14 protein-coding genes are annotated in these 13961 nt (G+C 42.0%); 1 reads left to right on the plus strand and 13 read right to left on the minus strand.

Translation table 11 applies throughout. The annotated features are described in order from the left end of the window. Positions 1 to 30 precede the first annotated feature (30 nt). The 9 genes from dinG to dapB all read right to left on the minus strand — a co-directional run bounded on the left by dinG (position 31) and on the right by dapB (position 10091). Positions 31 to 2787: an ATP-dependent DNA helicase DinG gene (gene dinG, locus FKZ59_RS01190; RefSeq protein ID WP_141600904.1), complete on the minus strand. Its 2757-nt coding sequence runs from the start codon at positions 2785 to 2787 to the stop codon at positions 31 to 33. A 318-nt stretch (positions 2788 to 3105) separates the two neighbouring features. Beyond that, positions 3106 to 3489, minus strand: coding sequence for an aspartate 1-decarboxylase (gene panD, locus FKZ59_RS01195; protein ID WP_141600905.1), 384 nt, complete (start codon positions 3487 to 3489; stop codon positions 3106 to 3108). A gap of 12 nt (positions 3490 to 3501) precedes the next feature. Continuing rightward, a complete protein-coding gene (panC, locus tag FKZ59_RS01200) occupies positions 3502 to 4347 on the minus strand; it encodes a pantoate--beta-alanine ligase (RefSeq protein ID WP_141600906.1) in 846 nt (281 codons plus the stop codon). Positions 4348 to 4350: 3 nt separating this feature from the next. Further along, on the minus strand, positions 4351 to 5184 hold the full coding sequence (gene panB, locus FKZ59_RS01205; RefSeq protein ID WP_141600907.1) for a 3-methyl-2-oxobutanoate hydroxymethyltransferase: 834 nt from the start codon (positions 5182 to 5184) through the stop codon (positions 4351 to 4353). A gap of 282 nt (positions 5185 to 5466) precedes the next feature. Beyond that, positions 5467 to 6453, minus strand: a complete 987-nt coding sequence (locus tag FKZ59_RS01210) for a biotin--[acetyl-CoA-carboxylase] ligase (RefSeq protein WP_141600908.1) — start codon at positions 6451 to 6453, stop codon at positions 5467 to 5469. Continuing rightward, entirely contained in the window at positions 6431 to 7615 is a 1185-nt protein-coding gene (locus tag FKZ59_RS01215) for a CCA tRNA nucleotidyltransferase (protein ID WP_141600909.1), read from the minus strand. Before FKZ59_RS01215 ends, FKZ59_RS01210 begins: the two co-directional genes overlap by 23 nt. Before the next feature lie 4 nt (positions 7616 to 7619). Continuing rightward, positions 7620 to 8759 (minus strand): N-acetyl-alpha-D-glucosaminyl L-malate synthase BshA, encoded by a 1140-nt coding sequence (gene bshA, locus FKZ59_RS01220; protein WP_141600910.1) that lies wholly within the window; start codon positions 8757 to 8759, stop codon positions 7620 to 7622. Between the two features lie 106 nt (positions 8760 to 8865). Further along, positions 8866 to 9276 (minus strand): methylglyoxal synthase, encoded by a 411-nt coding sequence (gene mgsA / locus FKZ59_RS01225; RefSeq protein ID WP_141600911.1) that lies wholly within the window; start codon positions 9274 to 9276, stop codon positions 8866 to 8868. Positions 9277 to 9293: 17 nt separating this feature from the next. Then, on the minus strand, positions 9294 to 10091 hold the full coding sequence (gene dapB / locus FKZ59_RS01230) for a 4-hydroxy-tetrahydrodipicolinate reductase (RefSeq protein WP_141600912.1): 798 nt from the start codon (positions 10089 to 10091) through the stop codon (positions 9294 to 9296). A gap of 243 nt (positions 10092 to 10334) precedes the next feature. Between dapB and FKZ59_RS01235 the strand changes: the two genes are divergently transcribed. Beyond that, positions 10335 to 11183, plus strand: coding sequence for a YitT family protein (locus FKZ59_RS01235; RefSeq protein WP_141600913.1), 849 nt, complete (start codon positions 10335 to 10337; stop codon positions 11181 to 11183). Between the two features lie 76 nt (positions 11184 to 11259). On the opposite strand, the gene FKZ59_RS01240 is transcribed toward FKZ59_RS01235, so the two are convergent. The 4 genes from FKZ59_RS01240 to FKZ59_RS01255 form a co-directional block, all read right to left on the minus strand. Beyond that, positions 11260 to 11472 carry a hypothetical protein gene (locus FKZ59_RS01240; RefSeq protein WP_141600914.1) on the minus strand — a complete coding sequence of 71 codons (213 nt, stop codon included), beginning with the start codon at positions 11470 to 11472 and terminating at the stop codon, positions 11260 to 11262. 179 nt (positions 11473 to 11651) lie between these two features. Continuing rightward, positions 11652 to 12332 carry a zinc metallopeptidase gene (locus tag FKZ59_RS01245; RefSeq protein WP_141600915.1) on the minus strand — a complete coding sequence of 227 codons (681 nt, stop codon included), beginning with the start codon at positions 12330 to 12332 and terminating at the stop codon, positions 11652 to 11654. 50 nt (positions 12333 to 12382) lie between these two features. Further along, entirely contained in the window at positions 12383 to 12985 is a 603-nt protein-coding gene (gene lhaT, locus FKZ59_RS01250; RefSeq protein WP_141600916.1) for a lipoprotein heptaprenylglyceryl N-acetyltransferase LhaT, read from the minus strand. A 160-nt stretch (positions 12986 to 13145) separates the two neighbouring features. Further along, on the minus strand, positions 13146 to 13940 hold the full coding sequence (locus tag FKZ59_RS01255; protein WP_141600917.1) for a menaquinol-cytochrome c reductase cytochrome b/c subunit: 795 nt from the start codon (positions 13938 to 13940) through the stop codon (positions 13146 to 13148). Positions 13941 to 13961: the final 21 nt, after the last annotated feature.

Consider the following 13961-nt stretch of genomic DNA (forward strand, 5'->3'; position numbering starts at 1 on the left):
TTCGTTGTTTATCTGCTTCTCTTCCTCACCTTAGTTATTATACCAGTGTTGCAAATCTTTCACCATATCCAGCAAAGGAAGTTTTTCTATTTTGATGTCCGGAAGCGCTTGAATGAATTCTTTGCCGTATGATTTCGTTTCAATTCGCCGATCCAGCACAATCAGGGCTCCGTGATCCTTTGATGAACGGATGAGCCGTCCGAATCCTTGTTTGAAACGCAAAACGGCTTCCGGCAAAGATAAATCCGTAAAGGCATTTTTTCCCTTCTCTTTTAACTTATCCGCTTTTGCCTTGAAAATCGGTTCATCCGGGGAAGAAAAAGGAAGCCTTACGATGATCACCGTATTCAGATCCTCCCCGGGCACATCAACGCCTTCCCAAAAGCTGTTCGTACCAAACAACACGGAACGTTGAAACTTTTTGAAAGCTTTTAATAGCTTCATTCTGCTGCCGCTTGTAACCCCTTGTGCAAACAACAGATAATCATTTAATAAATCGGCTTCTTCGATCAGCTCGGCCGTTCTCTTTAACATATCCTGGGAATTAAATAAAACAAAACAACGGCCTCCGGTAGATTGAACAATGAGGGAAACAGCCCCCGCCACCGCTTCAATGTATTCCGCCTGTGGCACTGCTTGAATATCCGGCATATCCGTAGCGATATAAACTTTTGCGCCCGAATAATAATTTTGTGGCGCTTCCAGCTTCAAAACAGGGACATGATTTCCAATCCCCAATTGTTTTGCGACAAAGCGTTCGTTGCCCGGGATGGTAAGTGTACCGGAAGTCCAGATGATTCCCGCTTTTTGCCTGAATAATTGAAACAATCGATCAATGGCTTCCGTAATTTCCAGAGGTTTTTTGTAAATGCGGATGCTTCCCGGGATGTGCCGCCTGTCCAATTCAATCCAAATGCTATAATGATCATTTGCTTCAAAAAAGATGGAGTCCCATTCAGCCAGCTTGACCTTCCATTCCCGAATCCAATAATCCCAACGTTCCAATAACATTTTATTTTCCGCCGATAACTCTTTTGCCTCAAGAAAACGGTCGGATAATTCTTCCGCCAAATCAATCCAATTTTGAAGGGCGCTTGATACTTCTTTCATTGCGTTCCGGTCCAAAGACAAATCTTTTAAAAATGCCGTTTGTTTATAATCCAATTGAGGACGTTTTTGAACTTGTATGGCAACAATGAGCGTTTGCATCGCCCTGTCGAAACAATCCAAAAAGGTCAAATAACATTTTTCCAATCTGCCAAATTGACGTTTTGAGATTCTTTCGCTTTTCAATGCTGCTTTTTGAATGGATTTGAATAAACCATTATCAGAAGTGATTCCCATTTGTCCCAATTGATATTTCCATCGGGCGTATGAGAACACTACTTGATTGCGGTTGATGGCGGCCTGTACAAACTGATGGGCTTCATCTATAATCCATCCCTCGATGGAATGAAAAACCGGCTCAAGCCGCTCCAAATCCGATAACAACATGGCATGATTCGTTACAATAATATCTGCCTTCTTGCTCTTCTCAATCGCTCTTTCATAAAAATCAAAAGGATTGTTGTTGCGGCGTTTTTTACGGATTTTATCAATGAAAAGCTGTCCGCCCCCGGAAAGATTTAATTCGCTTAAATCCCCTGTATCCGTCTTTGAAAGCCAGACAAGTATTTGCAGGATCGTCAATGTTTCATCATACGTATGTTCTTCTTGTTTCAATAGCTGTTCAAATAATTCGATATCGATATAATTTTGCATGCCCTTTAACAAGGCGACCCGGATTTTCGTTCCCAAAACCTGTTCGATTTTCGGAATTTCCTTATATAATATCTGTTCAAGCAGAAAAGAAGTGTACGTACTAATGCAGATTTTCTTTCCCTGCTGTTTGGCATAAATGAAGGAAGGCAGCAAATACCCTAACGTTTTTCCAACCCCTGTGGATGCTTCAATCATGATTTCACTTTTCCTCTGCAATGTTTCCCAAATGGCATCCATCATTTGAAATTGGCAGGGCCGTTTTTCAAAATTGGGAAATTGTTTTGACAGAAGCTCCATTTTTTCTTCATCGGTGTTTGGGAAAGACCGGATTGGTCCATGCTGAAGGGAAATCGGCAAATCCTTTTTGAACGCAAATTGATGATAAACAATAAAACTTTCTTCTCCGAGATTTTTTCTCTTGATTTGCAATGCCTGAAAAAATAAATGGGAAATATTTGATTTTAATTTAAATGAGTATTTATGCAGCTGTTCAATGGTCTGAACCGGCAAAGCCAGGATTTCTTTCCAGCATTTTTTTAATAATAAGGCCGTCGCCATCGCATCATCATCCGCGCGATGGGCATGTACCAGCGGAATATTTAAATCGCTTGCAAGATCTGCCAATTTATAACCGATGGCCATTGGAAAAAGAATTTTTGAAAGCTCCACCGTATCAATTTTCTTTCCTCTCCATTCCGGCAATCCTGCCCTTTCAAATTCCGCCTGCAGAAAAGATAGATCAAAATCCACATTATGGGCAACAAAAATGGCGTCCTGCAAGATGCTATATATTTGTTCCGAATAATGTTCAAATGGCAAGGCGTCTTGAATATCCTGATCTGAAATATTGGTTAAATCCTGTATAAAAACCGGAATGGATCTTCCCGGATGTACAAAGGTGGTGAAGGTATCTTCCACTTCCCAATTTTTCATGGTGACCATTGAAATTTGAATGATCCGGTCCCCTTCTTTTGGGGAATGGCCGGTTGTTTCCAGATCGACAATGACATATTTTTGATGTTCCATTTCTTTCTCAACTCACTATATCAATAGTTATAAGCTACAAGCGAATTTTAACATAGATTGGGAGACTGGTCATGTGTTTCATTTACACTCTCCTTTTGCTATCAAACATTGAAATCTTTTCTTTGTCTTCAAACAAATTTGGAACAGATCTTTTCGCCGACCGTAAAAAATGAATGATTTCCGGAATACTGATTCTGCCGCTTCTCCTATATGCTTGATGCCGGAAGATTTGCCGAGTCTTCTGCCATAAAAAAAGCAAATTGGAATTCTAAACATGTCCAATTTGCCCTTTGTTGAATATTCAGCTTGTCAAATATATTAAAGCACTGTTGCTTCCGGTTCGTAGTGGATGATTTCTTTGATTGTATTTCCTTCGCCCATTATCGCGACAGTCGGCTTATGTTCGGCAAGTTTTTCCTGCTCCACATAAGCGTAGGAAATGATAATGACAATATCCCCTTCCTGTACAAGACGGGCAGCCGCGCCATTGACGCAAATCACTCCGCTGCCGCGCTCGCCGGGAATGATGTATGTTTCGAAGCGGGCACCGTTATTGTTATTTACCACTTGCACTTTTTCGTTTGGAAGCATGCCGACCGCATCCAGTATATCCGAATCGATTGTAATGGATCCGACATAATTTAAATTCGCTTCCGTTACTTGGGCTCTATGGATTTTCGCGTTCATCATTTCTCTGTACATTTTCATTTCCCCCTATTTTGAAAAGATGATGTTATCAATCAGACGAGTTTTACCGATGTAAACCGCAGCCGCAAGCAAAAATTGGTCCGTTTTTTCGTCAATGGGTTTCAAATCAGGATAGGACAACAATTCCACATAATCAATCCGGCCGCTCGCAGTATTTGATAAAATATAATCTTTTGCCTTCTGAACCGCTTTCTCTGCGTCCTTCGAATTTAAAAATTCTTCTTTTGCCAGTTTCAACGCCTGGTAAATCGCCGGCGCTTCTTTTCGTTCCTGTTCGGATAAATAAACGTTCCGCGAAGATTTTGCAAGGCCGTCCTCTTCCCGGACGATTGGCACAGTCCGGATTTCCAACGGGAAATTATAATCGCGCACAAGGGTCGTTACAATGGCCACCTGCTGTGCATCCTTCTGGCCAAAATACGCTCTTGTCGGTTCTGCAATATGGAAAAGTTTTGTCACCACCTGCAAAACCCCGTCAAAATGACCCGGTCTTGATGCACCGCAGAGAATCGTCGCTTGGCGGCCAGCATGGATCCGAATGCCTCCATCTGTCGGATACATTTCTTCGACAGACGGCGCAAACACAACATCCACTCCTACTGATTCCGCAATTTTTTTGTCCCGTTCCAAATCTCTTGGATAAGATTCATAGTCTTCATTCGGTCCAAATTGTGTCGGATTGACAAAGATGCTCATGATGACAAAGTCGTTTTCCTCTCTTGCCGCTTTTGCCAAAGCCATATGCCCCTCATGAAGATATCCCATCGTCGGAACGAGCCCGATCGTCTTCCCTTCCGATTTCACCTTTCTTACAATATCTTTTAGTTCGGCGATTGTTTTCACGACTTCCATCCGTTACTTGCCTCCATAAATCGAGAATAATTCTTCTTCTTTCATATTGAAACAATGTTCTGGAGCAGGGAATGAACCTTCTTTCACCGCTTTTTTATAACCTTCTATTCCCTTCTGAATTTGTGCCCCGACATTTGCAAATTCTTTTGCAAATTTAGGAATGTGATGGTTTCCGTATCTCAACAAATCATGAAATACAAGTACTTGTCCATCCGCTTCAGGCCCCGCACCAATGCCGATGGTCGGAATCTCCAATTTTTGGGAAACGATTTCGGTCAATTGATGCGGAATGCATTCCAAAACGACCGCCATGGCTCCCGCTTCCTGGCATCGTAAAGCATCTTCAATAAGCTGGTTCGCCTGTTCCGCCGTCTTTCCTTGCACTTTATATCCCCCGAGTACTCCGACCGATTGAGGCGTCAATCCTAAATGGGCAACTACCGGAATGCCTGCGTGGACCAATTTTTTTATTACATATAAAACTTCGCCGGCACCTTCCACTTTCAACGCATCCGCTCCTGATTCCTGAATCATCCGGACACCCGTTTTCAACGCTTCATTGGGGTCTCCGTGGTACGAACCAAAAGGCATATCCACGACGACAAACGTATCTTTTGCGCCACGGCGGACCGCTTTGGCATGGTGAATCATATCGTCCACTGTAACCTGCACCGTCGAATCATAACCCAACACGACCATACCTAAAGAATCGCCAACGAGAATCATATCGACTCCCGCTGCTTCCGCATATTTTGCAGCGGGGTAGTCGTATGCGGTAATCATGACGATTTTTTCTCCGGCCGCTTTCATTTTTAGAAAATCGCTTGTCGTTTTCATGATTTTTCCTCCTTCGAAATTTCGGAGGAAGAAAACAAAAATATCCTTCTTCCAAAAATGGACAGAAGGATAGTGTATGTTCGGATGTTTCGAACCTGTTTTCTTCCGTCCCTGTCTTTACCGATCAAGGCAGATTCCCGATTGATTAAGCTGCTTTCGGTACAGTTCACAAGGATACTGTCCAAGAAATATAAGCAACTTCATTAAAAAGATACAGAAAATTGACAAGTTTGTAAAGCGCTTTATATATGGGAAAGACAGGAAGTATGTCCAAAACATCCATTAATTTTGAATTTCAATGTCGGCAGAATATACTTTCTTTATCTGGCCGTCATCCAACAGGATTTCGAGAACCCCTTCATCCGTAATTCCAATGGCTTCTCCTTCAACCGTTTCCCGGATCGTTGTCGCTTTTATGCGTTTACCGATGGTGCATGAATGTTCCACCCATAATCGCTTAATGGCCGCAAATCCATTTGCGACGTATTCATCAGTATAATGCTCCAAATATTTTAAAATCTCGGCCACCAGCTGGGCACGGTCCACTTTTTGCTTCTCTTCTATTGCAATGGATGTGGCTATTGATTGAATGTCTTCCGGAAAATCATCCAATTCATGATTTGCATTGATTCCGATTCCGATGAGCAGACCATCGACCCGGTCCATTTCCGCAAGCATTTCCGTCAAAATGCCCGCACATTTTTTTCCGTTAATTAAAATGTCATTCGGCCATTTAATTTCCGGAATAAAGTTTTTATATAAAGTTTTCATGGCCGACACCAGACTGACAGCCGCAACCAGCGTCAACTGGGGAGCCTGGTGGGGAAGAATATTTGGACGAATAATTACCGTCATCCAAATCCCCTTCCCCTTTGCCGAATACCATGGCCTTTGCATTCTTCCTTTACCGCCTGTTTGTTCTTCGGCGATCACGATCGTGCCATCTTTCGCCCCATCTCTTGCCAGCTGTTGCGCTATCGATTGGGTTGAATCCACTTCTTCAAAATAATGGATGGTATGGCCAAACCGTTTCGTATTTAAATAGGATGAAATTCTCGCAGCATCTACCCGGTCAGGAACGGAAACCAACCGGTAACCTTTTTTCTTGATTGTAATGAATTCATACCCCTCATCTTGAAGGGTTTGCAAATGTTTCCAAATTGCAGTCCGGGAAATGCCTAATTCATCTGCGAGCTGTTGACCTGAAATGGGTTCCCCTCTTGCTAAAAGAAAGCGTTGTATAATTTTATCTTTCATTGACAAACTCATTGTAGAACCATTCCTTTAACTGTTCTTCATCATTTTTTACCTGTCCTGTCAACACTGCATGTAATGCCTTGTTCAATGCCTCTTTCACCCAAGGTCCTCCTCTTTTTCCGGACCATTGAATGAGCAGGTTCCCGTTTAATGCAAAATCATCCATCGATTGAATAGGGAGATGTTCTTTAACTTTTCCAATATGTTCTTTGGAAAAAGGAACCTTTTTCCCCAGCCAGTGGGCAAAATCATAAGCTGTTTCCAATGTGTTTAAATCGTTTGAAAAATAATCATATTCATCCCATCGTTCCAAAAGACGGTCATAGGCGTGAATGACTTTTTTCGCAAAGCTTTTCTCTTTATTTGAATAGCGGTAGAACTCGAACAGGTCTTCCATATCAGAACGGTTGAGCAGGCAAAGATACGCCCACCCCACTTCCGGTTTCTTTGTACGGAAATGTCTCCAAGATTCCAGATGTTTTGCGAAATTGCCGGGGAGGTATGAGGCCAGATTGCTTTCAACAAGGGCTTCTATTCCAAGAAAAACATAATCCGCCACCCATATTTTCGATAGCTCCATGCGTATCCGTTCCCGGGCGATAAATTCAATCAGATCGCTATCTTCCTGGATGGCTTTCATCGTTTTTTCTTCAATTGTAAATCCTAATTGTGCTGCAAAACGAACGGCCCTGAGCATTCTTAATGCATCTTCCCGGAATCTTGCATTGGGGTCTCCCACTGCACGAATAATGCCATTTTTTAAATCTTCTTTTCCCCCATATAAATCAACGATGTTTCCATCCTTTGTAAAAGCCATTGCATTAATGGTGAAATCGCGCCGCTCCAGATCTTTCGGCAAATCTCGCACAAAAGTTACTTCATCCGGTCTTCGGTAATCGGTATATGTACCCTCTGTGCGATAAGTTGTCACTTCGATCGGGCTTCCCTCGTCCAGGACAACGACCGTTCCATGCTCGATTCCGACATCAATGGTATGGGAAAAAATTTTTTTTACTTCATTTGGAAGAGCGCTCGTGGCCACATCAACATCATTGATCTTTCTTTGCAGCAAATAATCACGGACCGCTCCTCCGACAATGACCGCCTCATATCCGGCGTTTTCTATTTTCTCAATAACCCGTAATGCTGCTTCCCAATCATTTCTTTGTTTCATATCTTCATACCCTCAATGCCGCCAATCGGTAATATAATTGTTCATATTGGTCAATAATCGGTTCCGCTTTGAATTTCGTTTGAACCGTTTGAATCGCATTCTTCTTGAATTCGGCAAGTTTATTTTCATCCGTCAATAGGTCAACGGCATACTCAGCCGCCTGATAAACATCTCCTAGTTCAACAATATACCCGTTGACGCCGTGGTCGATTACCTCAGGTATTCCTCCGACATTTGTTCCGATGCCCGGAACGCCGCATGCCATCGCTTCCAAGAGCACCAATCCAAAAGATTCTTTTTCCGATAACAATAATTTTAAATCGCTAATAGAAAATAGTTCTTCCACATTTTCCTGCTTTCCTAGGAACAAGATATCGTCCTTATATGGCGACTCTTTTGCCTGCATCATGACCCGATGGTGTTCCGGTCCGTCGCCGACCAGCAACAATTTCGCAGGAATTTGATTGCGAATCAGGAAGAACGTTTCAACGATGTCAGGCAAGTTCTTGATTTTCCGGAAATTTGAGCAATGAATGATGACCTTCTCATCTTCCCTGATGCCATATTGCTTTTTCAACTCCGTCGCTTCTTCCATCGGTCTAAAAACCGATTCGTCGACAAAATTATAGATGGTTTCGATTTCTTTATTTGGCGCGATTATTTCATAAGTTTGTTCTTTCAATGCGTTGGATACTGCTGTGACTATGTCGGATTTTTCAATGCCGTATTTGATGGCCTGGGAGAGTGTTGAATCTTGGCCTAATACTGAAATATCTGTACCATGAAGGGTTGTCACGATTCCGATATTTTCTCCGCACATATCCCGTGCCAGCACGGCGCATACCGCATGCGGAATCGCATAGTGGACATGCAAAACATCCAGTTTCTGATCTATGATGACATCCGCCATTTTGCTTGCCAGCGCAATATCATATGGAGGATATTGGAAAACGGAATAATTATTGACTTCCACTTCATGGAAAAATACATTCGGATAAATTTTCCTTAAACGGAAAGGCACGCTGGAAGTGATAAAGTGGATTTCATGGCCACGTTCTGCAAGCTTCTTCCCAAGCTCTGTCGCCAATACTCCCGAGCCACCTACCGTAGGGTAACATGTTATTCCAATCTTTAATTTTCTCACCGACACACGTCCTTTCATTCTAATTTATACGCAATAACTTATACCACCGCAATGAAAAGACTAAACACAGCACCATCCAACAAATGATACGAGAGAAACAGGGAAATTATTCATTAAATTTCCTTTCCTGGATTAATCTCCAATCCACAAATCCTTCCTGCAATCCTTTCAGCAATATCTCTGCAGTTCCCATATTGGTTGCAAGTGGAACATTGTAAAGGTCGCATAATCGGATCAAGGCTGTACAATCAGGTTCGTGAGGCTGGGCTGTTAAAGGATCGCGGAAGAAAAACACCATATCCATATCATTATTGGCAACCATCGCCCCGATTTGCTGATCTCCCCCAAGGGGACCGGAACGGAAACATTTCACCTTAAGCCCTGCCTCTTCAATAATGCGGCGGCCTGTTGTCCCTGTCGCATACAATTCATGCTGGGACAATATTTCTTTATAGGCAATGGCAAACTCAACAAGACTGTCTTTTTTGCTATCGTGGGCAATTAGTGCTATTTTCATTTTCCTTCATCCATTCTTTATAAAATATTTTCCATTCCATACACCAATTCTTCCAATTCCATTACTTTCTTCACGCAATATACAATGCCATCCATAAAACATTCCCGGTTAAAAGAATCGTGGCGAATTGTCAACAACTGGCCTTTTCCTCCAAAAATCACTTCCTGGTGAGCCACCAATCCCGGAAGGCGGACCGAGTGGATGCGCATTCCTTCAAATTCGGCCCCTCTTGCGCCGTCCATCGTTTCCTTTTCCAATGGATGCCCCTGTTTATGCTGCTCCCGAACTTCCGAAATCATTTGCGCCGTTTTCTTCGCTGTGCCTGAAGGGGCATCTAATTTTTGATCGTGATGAAGTTCGATAATTTCTACGTTTGGCAAATATTTTGCCGCTTCTTTTGCAAATTTCATCATTAATACTGCACCAATGGCAAAATTCGGCGCGATGATGCAGCCGATTTTTTGTTCCCGCGCGAGTTCAGTCAGTTCTTCCAATTGTTCATCGGTAAATCCGGTTGTTCCGACTACCGGACGTACGTGGTTCAACAGCGAAACCTTTACATGCTCATATACCGCATGGGGGCTTGTTAAGTCGATTAATACATCCGGTTTTGTTTCTTCAATCAACTGGTTTAAATCCAAATAAATTGGAACATTCAAATCCGGCGGAAACATCTCAAGCTCTGCAAGGCTCTCGCCTACATGTTTGTAATCCAATGCGGCAACCAGTTCCATTCCTTCCTGGCCGACTACGGTTTTTACCGCCTCTTTCCCCATTTTTCCTCTGCATCCTGCAATTGCTACTCTTAATGACATTGTGATTCGTCCTTTCGTATTGATCTATGTTCATTTCACGGTTTGCAATGACTCCAGCAATTCTTGGAACCATGTTAAAAAGACGATGATAGCCGCATAGTTGCGGAAGCTAAAAGCCAAAAACAATAAAATTTTCTCTTTTTTCCATCGTAATGAAAAGGCCACTAGTTGTCAAAAGTAGAAAAATAAAACATAATAATCATGCAATCATACATATCGCTCTCGTACTAAGGAGGTTATACTTTGAAGGATTTTAAGATTCAAGAAATTATTGGAATCCTTATTGGAACAGCCATTTACAGCTTCGGCTTCGTCCATTTTAATATGCTCAATAAATTGGGGGAAGGCGGATTCAGCGGAATATCTTTAATTTTATACTTTACATTCAATGTTGATCCAGCCATTACAAATATTGTATTAAACATTCCAATATTTATTTTAGGTTGGAAATTGCTCGGACGTAAAGAGTTTTTATATTCAATTTTCGGCATCTTAAGCGTGTCTTTATTTTTGAAACTTTTCCAGATTTATCAATTTTCTTTGGATCTAAAAAACGATTTGCTGCTTGCTTCATTATTTGCCGGTGTCTTTGTCGGTGCCGGTTTGGGCATTATTTTCCGGTGCGGAGGAACAACTGGCGGAGTCGACATCATTGCCCGTCTGGCCAACAAATATGTCGGCTGGAGCATGGGTAAGACCATGTTTTTGTTCGATTCATTGGTATTGCTTGTTTCGTGGCTAACATATTTAAGCTCCATTACCATGATGTATACGCTGGTCGCCGTCTATGTGGGAGCAAGGGTCATTGATATGGTGCAGGAAGGGGCCTATGCAGCCAAAGGGGCTTTCATTATTTCGGAAAAACCCGAAGAGATTGCCAAAACCGTGGCTGAAAAAATGGAACGCGGAATTACGGTGTTCCATGCGTACGGATATTATACAAAGCAGCCAAAAGATGTTTTATATTGCATAGTCGGCAGAAATGAAATCGTCCAATTAAAATCCATTATCCGCAAACTGGATCCCAAAGCCTTCGTCTCCATCATTGATGTGAAAGACGTCACAGGAGAAGGGTTCCGGATTGAAGAATAGCAATGCACCTTGGAATCATTGTTGATTTTCCCATGGGCTGCCTAAAGCACCCGCTTTAGACAGCCTTTTTGTATAACTAACGGTTTTCTTCAAAATCGACGGTGATGGTTTCCTCTTCATCTGTTGGAGTTGAATTTTCGATTTCCGAAATTCTGAATCCGTCATAGGTATCTTTGTCATCTTCAACTATAAAATGTAAAGATAATTTTATCGAATAGATTGCCAAGATTACGAGAATAACCAAAGTGGCCAGACCGAACAAAGCCCAATTCAAAATATATTTATTCATCAGTCCCCTCCCTCTTCCGGCAGTTTGCTATATCTTATTAATGAAAAAGAAGGGTTATAAGCCTATTCAACAAAAATTTGAAATTTTTATTGCAACTGGCCTTATGCACTCTTTTCCCCATGGGATTAGATAAAAAAAAAACGGGTCGGGCAAAACCCTGACCTCGATCTTTCGTTTTTTCATTGCTCTTCATTCGAGCTCATATTTGTAAATATCAAAATTAGCCGCAATAGCTCAAGCACAGCTACGGCTGCAGCCGCTACATATGTCAAAGCCGCGGCGCTTAACACTTTTCTTGCTCCATGTTCTTCATTGTTATTAATGATGCCCAACTGTACCACTTCATTCATCGCCCGTTTCGACGCATCAAATTCCACCGGCAATGTTACCACTTGGAACAATACGCCGGCAGCGAGCAATATAATCCCCAACAGCAGCATATTGGCGCTTTGGGCGATGATTCCAATCATCACAAAGATCCAGGAGATATTGGATGAAAAGTTGGCAATTGGGACCAGCTTTGAACGCAACACCAAAAAGGAATACGCTTCCTGGTGCTGGACAGCGTGCCCGCACTCATGGGCCGCCACCGCAATGGCTGCCAAAGAGTCGCTATAATAGTTTCCTTCAGATAATGCGACCGTTTTCGTCATTGGATTGTAATGGTCTGACAAAATACCTTGCGTCGGTACTACACGTACATCATAAAGACCATGGCTGTCCAATATCATCCGTGCGGTTTGGGCACCGGTTAATCCTTTGGATGCAGGAACTTGGGAAAAACGTTTATAAGTACGTTGAACTTTCAATTGAGCATAAATCGGCAATAACAAAATGATTATAAAGTAGAGAAGATACATCTTGCTACCTTATTCCCCTTTCTATCAATCCTACTATACATTCTAACCATTTATTGCACTATATTCAAATAATTGCGCTTTTTAAAAGAATAATAGGCTATGGATATACAAGCGATCGATAACCAGAAAGTAAAGTACCCGATGTGATCCGCATATTTATATAAACTGCTGTAAGTCGGCATCTGTCCATATACATAATCTATAACATCATTATGCAAAGTCCATACGGATGCAATGGCAATATGCACAAGGGTAAATCGATAATTGGCCATATATAAAATGCCTTCGACCGCCATCATAAAATGGGAAACGACCAGCATCCATCCAAGAATGCCGATTGAGCCTGTCTCCGCCAATGTTAGTATATTCATCACTACAGCCCATATACCGTATTTCATTAAAGTAATAAGGGCAAGTGCTTCCATGAGTTTAAAATTTTTTCCCAACAACCATCCCAAAATGGCGAAACAAAAAAACAGGCTCGCCGTCGGACTATCCGGAACAAATAAGAGAAATTGCGGTTCCGTTCTTGAAAGCTGTGGCGCATACCAAATATAACCGTAGATCGTCCCCAGGAAATTTATGATAAATAACATTGTCAGGACAGTGCGGTTTTGCAATAAATATAGAAACTGCAGCAAAATGGTTCTCATCCTGTTACTCCTTATCATCGGTATATATAAGTAAGTTTTTACATAAGTTATAATACCAAAGCCGCTATAGGATGTGTAACGATTCGGTATTCTATGTATATCCATTAAATCCAAAAAAGAAAAGGGCCAGTTTTGGAAACCGGCCCTTAGCAAATGAATATTATTCCTCTTTCAAGCTTGCAATAAATTCTGCCAATGTCTTCAATTCTTCGTCAGTACCGGAGAATTGTCCACCAGGCATTCCGCCACGACCATTGCGGATTACTTCTTCAACTTCTTCAGCAGTTAATTGGTTACCTAATAACATAGGGTTTGAACCAACGCCTGTCAAATCACCGCCGTGGCATCCAACACAAGTTTGTTGAGATTGGTAGATTTTATAACCTTCAGAGTTCTCATCAATTTCAATATCAGGTACCAAACCTAAATCTTTTGGTGTAATTTGACCTTGGGCTTTGGATGCTTCCCAGTCATGGTTCACAACTGATTCCCAAGTCAAATAGAACATTGAAGCTACAACTAATAACATAATTGCAGTTGGAATCGGCCGTTTAGATGGACGGCGCTCAGGACCTTTATCTAACCATGGCATTAACAATAATGACAAGATTGCCAATCCTGGAATTACGATTGCACCGATAACGTTGTAGTCACCAGAAGCAAATGAATATTTCAACAATTGATATAAGAATAAGAAATACCAGTCTGGCAATGGAATGTAAGATGTATCTGTTGGATCAGCTGGACGCTCTAATGGCGAAGGATGAGCGACCGTTAATAACAAATAACCGATCAGGAAAACAGCACCAACCATCCATTCTTTTAATAAGAAGTCTGGCCAAAAGGCTTCTGTTTTGCCTGGATATTCGGAATAATCTTTCGGCTTGTTAGGCATTCGGTTGGAAGCCTTAACGCGTGAATCGCCGACGAACTTCATTCCTTTTCCGCGCTGCATGTTGTCCCCTCCTTTTGAACT

The sequence above is a fragment of the Ureibacillus terrenus genome, assembly GCF_006569205.1.
GTDB lineage: Bacteria > Bacillota > Bacilli > Bacillales_A > Planococcaceae > Ureibacillus > Ureibacillus terrenus.

Bases quoted from the DNA above. Each gene is read 5' to 3' on its own strand.
- dinG (WP_141600904.1), bottom strand. From the start codon at position 2,787: ATGGAACATCAAAAATATGTCATTGTCGATCTGGAAACAACCGGCCAT.
- panD (WP_141600905.1), bottom strand. From the start codon at position 3,489: ATGTACAGAGAAATGATGAACGCGAAAATCCATAGAGCCCAAGTAACG.
- panC (WP_141600906.1), bottom strand. From the start codon at position 4,347: ATGGAAGTCGTGAAAACAATCGCCGAACTAAAAGATATTGTAAGAAAG.
- panB (WP_141600907.1), bottom strand. From the start codon at position 5,184: ATGAAAACGACAAGCGATTTTCTAAAAATGAAAGCGGCCGGAGAAAAA.
- FKZ59_RS01210 (WP_141600908.1), bottom strand. From the start codon at position 6,453: ATGAGTTTGTCAATGAAAGATAAAATTATACAACGCTTTCTTTTAGCA.
- FKZ59_RS01215 (WP_141600909.1), bottom strand. From the start codon at position 7,615: ATGAAACAAAGAAATGATTGGGAAGCAGCATTACGGGTTATTGAGAAA.
- mgsA (WP_141600911.1), bottom strand. From the start codon at position 9,276: ATGAAAATAGCACTAATTGCCCACGATAGCAAAAAAGACAGTCTTGTT.
- dapB (WP_141600912.1), bottom strand. From the start codon at position 10,091: ATGTCATTAAGAGTAGCAATTGCAGGATGCAGAGGAAAAATGGGGAAA.
- FKZ59_RS01240 (WP_141600914.1), bottom strand. From the start codon at position 11,472: ATGAATAAATATATTTTGAATTGGGCTTTGTTCGGTCTGGCCACTTTG.
- FKZ59_RS01245 (WP_141600915.1), bottom strand. From the start codon at position 12,332: ATGTATCTTCTCTACTTTATAATCATTTTGTTATTGCCGATTTATGCT.
- lhaT (WP_141600916.1), bottom strand. From the start codon at position 12,985: ATGAGAACCATTTTGCTGCAGTTTCTATATTTATTGCAAAACCGCACT.
- FKZ59_RS01255 (WP_141600917.1), bottom strand. From the start codon at position 13,940: ATGCAGCGCGGAAAAGGAATGAAGTTCGTCGGCGATTCACGCGTTAAG.